Source organism: Streptomyces sp. BoleA5, from assembly GCF_000373665.1.
Lineage (GTDB): Bacteria > Actinomycetota > Actinomycetes > Streptomycetales > Streptomycetaceae > Actinacidiphila.
On the sequence record NZ_KB892090.1, the window covers coordinates 747,794 to 760,697 of the forward strand.

The 12,904-nt window shown below is 71.5% G+C and carries 7 protein-coding genes; 4 read left to right on the top strand and 3 right to left on the bottom strand.

Features of this window, described 5'->3' with window-relative positions; translation table 11 throughout:
• Positions 1–99 precede the first annotated feature (99 nt).
• Both gltB and B085_RS0103555 read left to right on the top strand, forming a co-directional pair.
• The gene (gene gltB / locus B085_RS0103550) at positions 100–4,686 is read left to right on the top strand and encodes a glutamate synthase large subunit (RefSeq protein WP_018557185.1); all 4,587 of its coding nucleotides are present in this window, start codon (positions 100–102) and stop codon (positions 4,684–4,686) included.
• Entirely contained in the window at positions 4,679–6,139 is a 1,461-nt protein-coding gene (locus tag B085_RS0103555) for a glutamate synthase subunit beta (protein WP_018557186.1), read from the top strand. The genes gltB and B085_RS0103555 overlap by 8 nt, the downstream gene beginning before the upstream one ends.
• A gap of 62 nt (positions 6,140–6,201) precedes the next feature.
• Here B085_RS0103555 and B085_RS0103560 read toward each other — a convergent pair whose 3' ends face one another.
• The 3 genes from B085_RS0103560 to B085_RS0103570 form a co-directional block, all read right to left on the bottom strand.
• On the bottom strand, positions 6,202–6,912 hold the full coding sequence (locus tag B085_RS0103560; protein WP_018557187.1) for a hypothetical protein: 711 nt from the start codon (positions 6,910–6,912) through the stop codon (positions 6,202–6,204).
• Positions 6,909–8,111: a non-hydrolyzing UDP-N-acetylglucosamine 2-epimerase gene (gene wecB, locus B085_RS0103565; protein WP_051101922.1), complete on the bottom strand. Its 1,203-nt coding sequence runs from the start codon at positions 8,109–8,111 to the stop codon at positions 6,909–6,911. Before wecB ends, B085_RS0103560 begins: the two co-directional genes overlap by 4 nt.
• Positions 8,112–8,183: 72 nt before the next feature.
• Positions 8,184–9,428 carry a glycosyltransferase family 2 protein gene (locus B085_RS0103570; protein WP_026250634.1) on the bottom strand — a complete coding sequence of 415 codons (1,245 nt, stop codon included), beginning with the start codon at positions 9,426–9,428 and terminating at the stop codon, positions 8,184–8,186.
• Positions 9,429–9,956: 528 nt separating this feature from the next.
• Between B085_RS0103570 and B085_RS0103575 the strand changes: the two genes are divergently transcribed.
• On the top strand, positions 9,957–11,828 hold the full coding sequence (locus B085_RS0103575; protein ID WP_234018475.1) for a DUF2334 domain-containing protein: 1,872 nt from the start codon (positions 9,957–9,959) through the stop codon (positions 11,826–11,828).
• Positions 11,825–12,889, top strand: coding sequence for a glycoside hydrolase family 113 (locus B085_RS0103580; RefSeq protein ID WP_018557191.1), 1,065 nt, complete (start codon positions 11,825–11,827; stop codon positions 12,887–12,889). Before B085_RS0103575 ends, B085_RS0103580 begins: the two co-directional genes overlap by 4 nt.
• Positions 12,890–12,904: the final 15 nt, after the last annotated feature.

Here is a 12,904-nt window from a genome sequence, read left to right on the forward strand (position 1 = left end):
CGGCCATCCGGCCATCATGTAACCTGCACGAAATCGCAGAGGGCCAACGTCGTCCCTAGTGCGCATGTCATATGCCAGATGACGACGACGGGAGAGCCGATGCGTTCCGCGTCCACGCACCCCCAGGCCGCCGGCGCCGGTTCCGGCCGGGCCCACATGGACGGGCGTCCCGCCCCCCAGGGGATGTACGACCCCCGCAACGAGCACGACGCCTGCGGCGTCGGTTTCGTGGCCACCCTCACCGGTGAGGCGGACCACGCGCTCGTGGAGCAGGCACTGACCGTGCTGCGCAACCTGGAGCACCGCGGGGCCACCGGCTCCGAGCCGGACTCCGGCGACGGCGCGGGCATCCTGATGCAGGTCCCGGACGCGTTCCTGAGGGCGGTCGCCGGCTTCGAGCTGCCCGCCGCCGGCCGGTACGCGGTCGGCACGGCCTTCCTTCCCGTCGAGGACGAGGACCGCCGCAAGGCCGTCGAGTCCATCGAGCGGCTGGCCGCCGAGGAGGGTCTCGCCGTCCTCGGCTGGCGTGAGGTGCCGATCGGCCCCGAAACCCTCGGTGCCACGGCGCGCTCGACGATGCCGCACTTCTCCCAGCTCTTCGTCGCGGACGCCGCGGGCACCCGGACCGGGATCGAGCTCGACCGCCCGGCCTTCGTGCTGCGCAAGCGCGCCGAGCGCGAGGCGGACGTCTACTTCCCGTCGCTGTCGGCGCGCACGCTCGTCTACAAGGGCATGCTGACCACCGGCCAGCTGGAGCCCTTCTTCCCGGACCTGTCCGACGAGCGCATCGCCACCGCGATCGCCCTGGTGCACTCCCGATTCTCCACCAACACCTTCCCCAGCTGGCCGCTGGCGCACCCGTACCGTTTCGTCGCCCACAACGGTGAGATCAACACCGTCAAGGGCAACCGCAACTGGATGCGCGCCCGCGAGTCGCAGCTCGCCTCGGGCCACTTCGGCGGGGACCTGGAGCGGATCTTCCCGGTCTGCACCCCGGACGCCTCCGACACGGCGACCTTCGACGAGGTGCTGGAGCTGCTCCACCTCGGCGGCCGCTCGCTGCCGCACAGCGTGCTGATGATGATCCCCGAGGCGTGGGAGAACCACGACTCGATGGACCCGGCCCGGCGTGCCTTCTACCGGTACCACTCCACCCTGATCGAGCCCTGGGACGGCCCGGCCTGCGTGACCTTCACCGACGGTTCCGTCGTCGGCGCCGTCCTGGACCGCAACGGCCTGCGCCCCGGCCGCTACTGGGTCACCGACGACGGCCTGGTCGTGCTCGCCTCCGAGTCCGGCGTGCTGGACGACATCGCCCCGGACAAGGTGGTCCGCAAGGGCCGCCTGCAGCCCGGCAAGATGTTCCTGGTCGACACCGTCCGGCACCGGATCGTCGAGGACGACGAGATCAAGGCCCAGCTCGCCGCCGAGCACCCCTACGAGGAGTGGCTGGACGCCGGCCTGATCCACCTCGACGACCTGCCCGAGCGCGAGCACATCGTGCACACCCACGCCTCGGTCACCCGCCGCCAGCAGACCTTCGGGTACACCGAGGAGGAGCTGCGGATCCTCCTGGCGCCGATGGCCAAGACCGGCGGCGAGCCGCTGGGTTCCATGGGCACCGACTCGCCGATCGCGGCGCTGTCCGAGCGGCCCCGGCTGCTCTTCGACTACTTCACCCAGCTGTTCGCGCAGGTCACCAACCCGCCGCTGGACGCCATCCGCGAGGAGCTGGTCACCTCGCTGATCAGCGCCGTCGGACCGTCCGGCAACCTGCTGGAGCCCTCTCCGGCCTCCTGCCGCAACATCACCCTGCCGTTCCCGGTGATCGACAACGACGAGCTGGCCAAGCTCATCCACATCAACGCCGACGGCGACCTGCCGGGCCTGAAGGCCGCGACCCTGTCGGGTCTGTACCGGGTCTCCGGCGGCGGCGACGCCCTGGCCGCGCGGCTCACCGAGATCTGCGCGGAGGCGGACGCCGCCATCGAGGACGGCGCCCGCCTGATCGTGCTCTCCGACCGGCACTCGGACGCCGAGCACGCGCCGATCCCGTCGCTGCTGCTCACCTCGGCCGTCCACCACCACCTCATCCGCACCAAGCAGCGCACCCAGGTGGGCCTGCTGGTCGAGGCCGGCGACGTCCGCGAGGTGCACCACGTCGCGCTGCTCATCGGCTACGGCGCCGCGGCGGTCAACCCGTACCTGGCGATGGAGTCCGTCGAGGACCTGCTGCGCGCGGGCACCTTCATCTCGGACGTCGAGCCCGAGGCAGCCATCAGGAACCTGATCAAGGCGCTGGGCAAGGGCGTGCTGAAGGTGATGTCCAAGATGGGCATCTCCACCGTCGCCTCCTACCGCGGCGCGCAGGTCTTCGAGGCCATCGGCCTGGACACCGACTTCGTCGACACCTACTTCCACGGCACCACGACCAAGATCGGCGGCGCCGGCCTCGACGTCGTCGCCAAGGAGGTCGCGGCCCGGCACGCCAAGGCGTACCCGGCCTCCGGCATCGCCCCGGCGCACCGCCGGCTGGAGATCGGCGGCGAGTACCAGTGGCGCCGCGAGGGTGAGCCGCACCTGTTCGACCCCGAGACGGTCTTCCGGCTGCAGCACGCCACACGCTCCCGCCGCTACGACATCTTCAAGCAGTACACGGACCGGGTGAACGAGCAGTCCGAGCGTCTGATGACGCTGCGCGGACTGTTCCGGTTCAAGGACGGCGAGCACCCCGCGATCCCCGTCGACGAGGTCGAGCCGGTCTCGGAGATCGTCAAGCGCTTCTCCACCGGCGCCATGTCGTACGGCTCCATCTCGCGCGAGGCGCACGAGACACTGGCCATCGCCATGAACCAGCTGGGCGGCAAGTCCAACACCGGCGAGGGCGGCGAGGACCCGGACCGCCTGTACGACCCGGCGCGGCGCTCCGCGATCAAGCAGGTCGCCTCCGGCCGCTTCGGCGTCACCTCGGAGTACCTGGTCAACGCGGACGACATCCAGATCAAGATGGCCCAGGGCGCCAAGCCCGGCGAGGGCGGCCAGCTGCCCGGCCACAAGGTCTACCCGTGGGTGGCCAGGACCCGGCACAGCACCCCCGGCGTCGGCCTGATCTCGCCCCCGCCGCACCACGACATCTACTCCATCGAGGACCTGGCGCAGCTCATCCACGACCTGAAGAACGCCAACCCGCAGGCCCGCATCCACGTGAAGCTGGTCTCCGAGGTCGGCGTCGGCACGGTCGCGGCGGGCGTCTCCAAGGCCCACGCGGACGTCGTGCTGATCTCCGGCCACGACGGCGGCACCGGCGCCTCCCCGCTGACCTCGCTGAAGCACGCGGGCGGCCCCTGGGAGCTGGGTCTGGCCGAGACCCAGCAGACGCTGCTGCTCAACGGTCTGCGCGACCGCATCGTGGTGCAGACCGACGGCCAGCTCAAGACCGGCCGCGACGTCGTCATCGCCGCCCTGCTGGGTGCCGAGGAGTTCGGTTTCGCGACCGCGCCGCTGGTGGTCTCCGGCTGCGTGATGATGCGGGTGTGCCACCTGGACACCTGTCCGGTCGGCATCGCCACCCAGAACCCGGTGCTGCGCGACCGCTTCTCCGGCAAGGCCGAGTACGTGGTGAACTTCTTCGAGTTCATCGCGCAGGAGGTCCGCGAGCTCCTCGCCGAGCTGGGTTTCCGCTCGATCGAGGAGGCCGTAGGCCACGCCGAGCTGATCGACGCCACCGCGGCGGTCGACCACTGGAAGGCGCAGGGCCTGGACCTGGCCCCGCTCTTCCACGTGCCCGACCTGCCCGAGGGCGCGGCCAGGCACCGCACCACCGACCAGGACCACGGCCTGGCGAAGGCGCTCGACAACGAGCTGATCGCGCTCGCCGCGGACGCCCTCGACAACGGCGACCCGGTCCGCGCCCAGGTCGCGATCCGCAACGTCAACCGCACGGTCGGCACCATGCTCGGCCACGAGGTGACCAAGAAGTACGGTGGCGCCGGGCTCCCCGACGACACCGTCGACATCACCCTGACCGGTTCCGCGGGCCAGTCCTTCGGTGCCTTCCTCCCCAAGGGCATCACGCTCCGCCTGGAGGGCGACGCCAACGACTATGTCGGCAAGGGCCTGTCCGGCGGCCGGGTGATCATCCGTCCCGACCGCGGCGCCGACCACCTGGCCGAGTACTCGACCATCGCCGGCAACACCATCGCCTACGGCGCCACCGGCGGCGAGCTCTTCCTGCGCGGCACCACCGGCGAGCGCTTCTGCGTCCGCAACTCCGGTGCCACCGTCGTGTCCGAGGGCGTGGGCGACCACGGCTGCGAGTACATGACCGGGGGCCGCGCGCTCGTCCTCGGCCCGACCGGCCGCAACTTCGCGGCGGGCATGTCCGGCGGCATCGCGTACGTCCTCGACCTCGACCCGGACAACGTCAACACCGGCATGGTGAACGTCGAGGAGCTGGACGCCGACGACATCAAGTGGCTGCACGACGTGGTGCGCCGCCACCAGGAGGAGACGGGCTCCACGGTCGCCGAGAAGCTCCTCGCCGACTGGGGCCACACCCTCACCCGCTTCGGCAAGGTCATGCCGAGGGACTACAAGGCAGTGCTCGCCGCCAAGTACGCCGCCGAGCAAGCCGGGCTCTCCGAGTCCGAGACCGTCGCGAAGATGATGGAGGCGGCAAATGGCTGACCCGAAGGGCTTCCTCACCACGCCCCGCGAGACCGCTCCGACCCGTCCGGTCGAGGAGCGCAAGCAGGACTGGAACGAGGTCTACGTTCCCGGCGGCCTGCTGCCGATCATCACCAAGCAGGCCGGACGCTGCATGGACTGCGGCATCCCCTTCTGCCACAACGGCTGTCCGCTGGGGAACCTGATCCCCGAGTGGAACGACTACGCCTACCGCGAGGACTGGAAGGCCGCCAGCGAGCGCCTGCACGCGACCAACAACTTCCCGGAGTTCACCGGTCGCCTCTGCCCGGCCCCCTGCGAGTCCGCCTGTGTGCTCGGCATCAACCAGCCGGCGGTGACCATCAAGAACGTCGAGGTCACCATCATCGACCGGGCCTGGGACAGCGGGGACGTCACCCCGCAGCCCCCGGACCGGCTCTCCGGCAAGACCGTCGCCGTCATCGGCTCCGGTCCGGCGGGTCTGGCCGCCGCCCAGCAGCTGACCCGGGCGGGCCACACGGTCGCCGTGTACGAGCGGGCCGACCGCATCGGCGGTCTGCTGCGCTACGGCATCCCCGAGTTCAAGATGGAGAAGCGGCACATCAACCGGCGTATCGAGCAGATGCGCGCGGAGGGCACCAAGTTCCGCACCGGTGTCGAGATCGGCCGCGACATGGACGGGGCCAAGCTGCGCAAGCGCTACGACGCCGTGGTCATCGCCGCGGGTGCCACCGCGGCGCGCGACCTGCCCGTCGAGGGACGCGAACTGGGCGGCGTCTACCAGGCCATGGAGTACCTGCCGCTGGCCAACAAGGTGCAGGAGGGCGACTTCGTCACCCCGCCGGTGTCCGCCGAGGGCAAGCACGTGGTCGTCATCGGCGGTGGCGACACCGGCGCCGACTGCGTCGGCACCGCGCACCGGCAGGGCGCCCGCTCGGTCACCCAGCTGGAGATCATGCCGCGGCCGTCGGACGAGCGCCCGTCGCACCAGCCCTGGCCGACCATGCCGATGACGTACAAGGTCACCTCCGCCCACGAGGAGGGCGGCGAGCGGGTCTACGCCGTCAACACCATGCGGTTCGAGGGCGACGAGAACGGCAACGTCAAGGCGCTGCACCTGGTGGAGGTCGAGTTCCAGGACGGGAAGTTCGTCCCGCAGCCCGGGACCGAGAAGGTCATCCCGGCCGAACTGGTCACCCTCGCCATGGGCTTCACCGGCACCGACCAGCGCAACGGCCTGGTCGATCAGCTCGGCCTGGAGCTCGACGCCCGCGGCAACATCGCCCGCGACAAGGACTTCACCACCAATGTGGACGGGGTCTTCGTCGCGGGTGACGCGGGCCGCGGCCAGTCGTTGATCGTGTGGGCCATCGCCGAGGGCCGTTCCGCGGCCCGCGCGGTGGACCACTACCTCACCGGCGCGAGCATCCTGCCGGCCCCGATCCGCCCGACGGATCGCCCGCTGACGGTCTGACCCTCCGTCACCCCTGAGACGTCCCGTACAAAGGCGTACGGAACGGAACGCGGCGCCTGCCCTCACCCGACCGGGGGCAGGCGCCGCACTGCCATCTCGTCGAACTCCACCCGGGCGTCCTCGGTGTAGGCGCCCACGGCGCCCCGGGCGTAGGGGCGTTCGGCATCGGTGTACGCGGTCAGGAAGCGCCCGTCGACCGCGATCGTGAGCGTGCCGCCACGCTGCTCCACCTCGATCCGGTACCAGCGCCCGGTGGGGAACGGCGCCGGACCGGTGGCCAGGAAGCGCTGGCCGCCCGGGTAGGCCGGATCGCGCTTGCCCAGCTCCCAGCCGTTGGGCTTGAGGGCGAGGTAGTAGAAGTGCTCCGGGTCGCGGTACGCCCAGACCAGCCACGGCACCTCCCACGGGTTGGGGAGCGGGGTGCGCAGCTGACGGAGTGTCCGGGTGCGCGCCGTGTACGCCATGTTCCCGTACTCCTCGGTGGAGACCACCAGGCCCGCGTGGGTGACGTCCGGCCGGTCCGCCGCGCCCGGAGCGAGCCGCAGCGATGTTGCGTCCCCCCGGTTGTCGCCGTACCCGTCGTACACCGACAGCCAGGGTCCGTGCACCGTGCCGTCCGCCCAGCCGGGCCCGGCGCTTCCGCGGCCCTGGCAGGCGTACACCACGCCGCCCACCACCAGGAGCAGGGCGAGCACCAGCCCGACGGACCGCGGGCCCCTCCGCCGCCGGGGGCGCAGCGGCCTGGGCGCGGAGGAGTTCAGGGCGGTGGTCATACCGCGGGGGAGGGCTCCGTGGCGCGGGGCGGCGGGACCGCGGAGGAGAGCGTGGTGGGCACGTCCTCCCCGAAGTCCTCGGCGAGCTGGGCGAGCACGCGTTCGGCGGCCCGTCCGTCGCCGAAGGGATTGCCCGCGGTCGCCATCCGGTGGTACTCGGCCGGGTCGTCCAGCAGCCGGCCCGCGGCCGCGAGGATCGCCTCGGGGTCGGTGCCGATCAGCCTGGCGGCGCCGGCTTCCACGGCCTCCGGCCGCTCGGTCGTCGTACGCAGCACCAGCGCGGGCTTGCCGAGGCTGGGCGCTTCCTCCTGGATGCCGCCGGAGTCGGTCAGGACGAGTTCGCAGTCGGCGAGGGTGGCCGCGAAGTCGGGGTAGCCCAGCGGCTCGACGACGTGCACGGCGTGGTGGCCGGTCAGTTCGGGCAGCAGCGCGTCGCGCACGGCCGGGCTCTTGTGCAGCGGAAGCAGGATCTCCACGTCCCCTCGTTGGCCCAGCCGGCGCAGCGCGCGGCCCATGGCGCGCATCCGCTCTCCCTGGTTCTCCCGGCGATGCAGGGTGAGCAGCACCCGGCGGCGGCCGCTGCCGGGGAAGGCACTGCGTCCGACGCCCTCGCCGAGCACCCACAGCAGGTTGTCGACGACCGTGTTTCCGGTGGTGAACACCTGGGTGCCGGGGGTGCCCTCGGCGAGCAGGTGTGCGGCGGCCCGCGAGGTGGGGGCGAAGTGCCAGCGGGCGATCCGTCCGATCAGCCGGCGGTTGAGCTCCTCGGGGAAGGGGTTGTCGAGGACGCCGGTGCGCAGGCCCGCCTCGACGTGGGCGACCGGGACCCGTTCGTAGAAGGCGGCCAGCGCCCCGGTCAGTGCGGTGGTGGTGTCGCCCTGGACGATCACCAGGTCCGGGCGGTCGTCGCGGATGACCTCTCCGAGCCCCTCCACCAGACGGGCCGTCAGCTCCGGGAGCCGCTGGCGCTCGCGCATCACGTCGAGCCCGGCCTTGGCGGGGACCTGGAGCAGCTCCAGCATCTGGTGGAGCATCTCGCGGTGCTGCCCGGTGGTGACCACGACCGGTTCGAACAGCGGCGAGGCCGCCATGGCACGCGCCACGGGGGCCAGTTTGATCACCTCGGGCCGGGTGCCGAGGACGAGCATCGCGCGGATGGTTCCCGGCACTTCGGGCAGTTCGGCTGGGTGAGCGGACATGGTTCCCCCCTGGGACGGTGGTGCTGGTGTGCTGGTGTGCTGGTGTGCTGGTGTGAGAAGGAGTGCGTGCCGTCAGGTGCGCGCGGTCTTCAGCCAGGTGCGCTTGCCGGTGGCCATCCGCCACAGGCCCCACCAGCCGGCGGCGAACCAGATGTAGCCGTAGAGGATGAAGGCGTGCGCCACCAGGACGGAGCGCACCAGCCCGAGCGTGCGCTCGCGCCTGGCGTAGACGAAGCCGTAGACGTAGGCCGCGGTGAAGGAGAGCAGGTACGGGCCGAGCAGCCACATCGGCGACACCAGCGGCCGGCCCTGCTGGAACGAGGCGAGGACGGTGCCGGCGACGGCGACCAGGAAGGAGAGCGGCAGCAGCGAGGTGAGCAGGATCAGCACCGGGCTGGACAGGTGGTAGAGCAGGTCCAGGGCCGGGCGGGTGGCCACCTCGCGCAGGATCAGCGGGACCAGGTTGGCCGACTGCAGATGCCCCTGGAACCAGCGCGAGCGCTGCCGCACCAGGCGCCGTACGTCGAGCACGGCCTGCTGGGAGACGGCGGCGGTGGTGCAGTACTGGTTGCGCCAGCCGCGGGCGATGAGCCGGACCCCGAGGTCGAGGTCCTCGGTCAGGCTGTCGCTCCAGGGGCCGTCGCCGCCGAGGGTGTCGAGTGCGGACAGCCGCATGAACTGCCCGTTGCCGCCCATCCCGACGCTGCCCAGGAAGCGCCGGGCGCTCTGGAAGACGTCGCCGTAGACGACGAACTCCATGTCCTGCAGCCGGGCCAGCAGGCCCAGGTGGCGGTTGTACATGCGGACGCCGATCTGGACGGCGCCGGTCGCCGGGTCGTCGAAGCAGGGGTCGACCGCCTGGATGGTGTGCGGGTCGAGCCGGCCGTCGGCGTCGACGACGCAGATGACGACGTCCTCGGGAGCGCGGTGGCCGAGCAGACCGGCGGCCCGCAGGTGGCGCACGCCCGCGTTGAGCGCCGCGCCCTTGCCGCGCCGGGCGTCGGGGAGGCGGCGCTGGTAGAGCCAGACCCGTGAACTGTCGGCGGCCCGGGCGACCTCGGCCGTACGGTCGTCGGAGGCGTCGTCGATGACCAGTGCCACGAAGCTGTCGGCGGGCAGCGAGGTGATCCGGGCCAGGCTCTCGGCGAGGACCTTCTCCTCGTTGAGGCAGGCGAGCAGGAAGACGTAGAAGCGCTGCCGTCCCGGCCGGCGGACCCGGCGGATGTGCCGCCGGGAGAGCAGGAACAGCGTGGTGTTGTAGGTCCCGGCCAGCACGATCAGGGCGGTCGCGGCCCACAACCCGAGCTGGCCCGTCATGACCCGCCCCCGGAGGGGCGGCCGGCCGCCGCCGCACGGGCCGAGGGCCGGCGGAGCCAGAGTCTCGCCGCTATAAGACCGAATGCGATCAGGCAATACAGCAGGAAGCCCAGTCCTGCCGCTATCTGTAAACCCCTGGCGAACGGAATGCCAGGAACGGTTCTCGAAGCCGTGGCCATACCGGCCAGCGGCAGCATCGTGCCCAGGGCGGGCCTTCCGTACATGAGTGTGTCCCCCCAATGTGCTCCGGTGCGAAAGGCAGCCCGGAACTCCAGGGCAGGAAGTTAGCAGATACTTTTTGATGATCATCGCCCTCCGCGTCAAGCGTGGGGTGGCCTTCCCGGCCCGTGCCGCAACGCCGCAGCTCGGGGGCGTGCACCCAAAGGGGGATTCACCCTTCCGGGGGCTTCGGTCTCCATTATGGAATGGATGATCGAACGAGAAGTCAAACCGATGATCGTGTTGACAGCGGGCATTGCCGCTCTGAACAATCGGCGGCCTGTTCCGTACTGGTGCATTGGGGGGAAATTGCAATCCCGTATCGGGAGGTCCGGGAAGTCCCGGCTCTCCGTCGTCGTCATGCTCATCGTGGCCCTGCTCGGGGCCGCATTCCTGTCCGCCCCGGCGGGCGGCGCCGCGGATCACGCTCCGGCCGGCAAGGGCGACCACCGCCACCGCGGCGAGTCCCCGGGCGGCCGCGCCGGCCTCGGCGAGGTCGACTTCTCGGGCTGGGCCAAGGCCCAGCGCGCCGCCGACCGCGACCGGCGCGCCATGACCCCGGTCCGCCGTGCGGGACAGCCGCCACGGGCCGGCCGCGACCTCGCCGGCGCGCGCGCCCCGCTGGCAGCCGGCTCCGCGCGGGCCGCGGCCGCCGCCGACGCGGGCACCACCGCGCTCGTCCTGTACGACACCGCCGGCCCCTACGGGCACCTCGGCGAGCTGTACGCCATGGCCACCGCCAACCTCGCCGGCCACTTCGGGACGGTGACCGCCAAGCCCGTCTCGCAGTACACCGCGGGCATGGTCGGCCAGTACACGGCCACCTACTACATCGGCTCCACCTACTACGGCGGAAGCGTCCCGGACGCCGTACCCGCCGCCTTCTACCAGGACGTGGTCACCACCACGCGCCCGGTGACCTGGCTCGCCGACAACATCTGGTCGCTGGCGAACGCGACGGGCGTCGCCCAGTTCCAGAACAAGTACGGCTGGGACCCCACCGCGTCGTACTTCGAGGCGAACGGCAGCGTCGGCACCGTCACGCAGGTGACGTACAAGGACCAGACCCTCACCCGGAAGGTCCCGGCCGGCCAGGACGGCGGCGTGCTGCGGCCCGCCGTCATGCCGGGGCCCGGCTACCCGGCGGTGACACGGCTGGCCACCGCCCGCGACACCAGCACGGGCACCGACTTCCCGTGGGCGCTGCGCTCGGGCAACCTCACCTACGTCGGTGAGATCCCCTTCGCCTACGTCTCCGAGAGCGACCGGATCATCGCCTTCCAGGACCTGCTCTTCGACTCCCTCGCCCCCGCCACCGCCGAGCGGCACCGGGCCATGATGCGGCTGGAGGACATCAGCCCCAACTCCGACCCCGCGGAGCTACGGGCCATCGCCGACTACCTCGCCGCGGAGCAGATCCCCTACGGCATCAACGTCATCCCCGTCTACACCGACCCCAAGGGCACGTACAACAACGGTCAGCCGCAGACGGTCACCCTGGTGCAGCGTCCGCAACTGGTCGCCACCCTGAAGTACATGCTCCAGCACGGCGCCGTGCTGATGAACCACGGGTACACCCACCAGCACGGGAACACCGCCAACCCCTACAACGGCGTCACCGGCGACGACTTCGAGTTCTACCGGGCCCACGTCGACGCCTCCGACAACGTGGTCTACGACGGGCCGGTCACGGGGGACTCCGCCCTGTGGGCGCAGACCCGGGTCACCCTGGGCCTGACGCAGTTCGCCCTGGCGGGCCTGCCGGTGCCCAGGCTGTGGACCACCCCGCACTACGCGGCCTCCGCCACCGACTACAAGGTCTTCGCCCGGAACTACACCGCGCGCCTGGAGCGTTCGCTGTACTTCTCCGGCACTCTCGGCGGCAGTACGGCCGACCCCAACCGCTTCATCGGGCAGTTCTTCCCCTACGTGGTCAAGGACGTGTACGGCACCAAGGTGCTGCCCGAGAACATCGGCAACTACGAGCCCGAGGCCTACAACAACCACCCGGTGCGCCTGCCGGCCGACCTGATCGCCTCGGCCAAGGCGAATCTCGCCGTGCGCGACGGCTACGCCAGCTTCTTCTACCACCCCTACTACCCGGTCCAGCCGCTCAAGGAGACGGTCGAGGGCATCCGCGCCCTGGGCTACACCTTCGTCAGCCCCGCGACCGCCGGATGACCCTGGTCGGGAGGACCGCCGCCGCGACCGTCGCGGCGGCGGTCCTCGCCCTCACCGCCGGCTGCGCCACCGTCGGCGCCCGGCCCGCGGACCGTTCCGACGACCGGCCGCACGAGCGCCCCCGCGACACCGCGGACGACCGCGTCCGCGGCATCGCGCTGCCCTCCTGGGCCGCGGACGACTACGACAGCCCAGCGGCCGGGCGCTACCTGCGCGGCATCGCCGCCACCGGCGCGCGGTGGGTGTCCTTCACCCCCACCTGGTACCAGTCCGGTATCCACGACTCCTCGATGCGCACCACCGGGGAGACCGCGAGCGACGCGAGCCTGCGGCGGATCGTCCGAGAAGCGCACGCCGCCGGCCTGAAGGTGCTGCTCAAGCCGCACGTCGACCTCACCGGCGGTGGCGACCGGGCCGGCATCACGCCCGCCGTCCCCGGCGCGTGGTTCGCCTCGTACACCCGCTTCATCACCCACTACGCGGAACTGGCGGGCTCGCTCGGCGTCGAGCGGTTCTCCGTCGGCACCGAACTGGCCGGCACCTCAAGGGACGGTAGGCGCTGGGAGGCGGTGATCCGCGCCGTCCGGGAGGCCTACGACGGTCCGCTGGTCTACGCCGCCAACTACGACGAGTACGAGCACGTCCCCTTCTGGGGCGCCCTCGACCTGATCGGCGTCGACGCCTACTGGCCGCTGGCCGACCGCCCCACCACCGACGCCCGCAGGCTGCGCGACGCCTGGCGGCCCGTCATCCGGGAGCTGGCCGGCCACTCCGCCCGGTACCACCGCCGCGTGCTGTTCACGGAGGCCGGGTACGTCAGCCAGCGGGGGGCGACCACGGCGCCGTACTCCTGGACCGTCAGCCGGCAGCCGGGGGAGGCCGAACAGGCGGCCGCCTACGAGGCGCTGCTCTCCGCCCTGGACGGGGAGCGCTGGTGGGCCGGGGTGTGCTGGTGGATGTGGGACGACTGGCCGGACAGCGGTGAGACCCCGGCCCGGCTCGCGTACAGCCCGCACGGCAAACCCGCGGAGGAGGTGCTGCGCCGCTGGTGGCGCACATGAGCGTGACAATTCCGA

Coding starts and splice junctions, on each gene's coding strand:
- gltB (WP_018557185.1), top strand. CDS start 100: ATGCGTTCCGCGTCCACGCACCCCCAGGCCGCCGGCGCCGGTTCCGGC.
- B085_RS0103555 (WP_018557186.1), top strand. CDS start 4,679: ATGGCTGACCCGAAGGGCTTCCTCACCACGCCCCGCGAGACCGCTCCG.
- B085_RS0103560 (WP_018557187.1), bottom strand. CDS start 6,912: ATGACCACCGCCCTGAACTCCTCCGCGCCCAGGCCGCTGCGCCCCCGG.
- wecB (WP_051101922.1), bottom strand. CDS start 8,111: ATGTCCGCTCACCCAGCCGAACTGCCCGAAGTGCCGGGAACCATCCGC.
- B085_RS0103570 (WP_026250634.1), bottom strand. CDS start 9,428: ATGACGGGCCAGCTCGGGTTGTGGGCCGCGACCGCCCTGATCGTGCTG.
- B085_RS0103580 (WP_018557191.1), top strand. CDS start 11,825: ATGACCCTGGTCGGGAGGACCGCCGCCGCGACCGTCGCGGCGGCGGTC.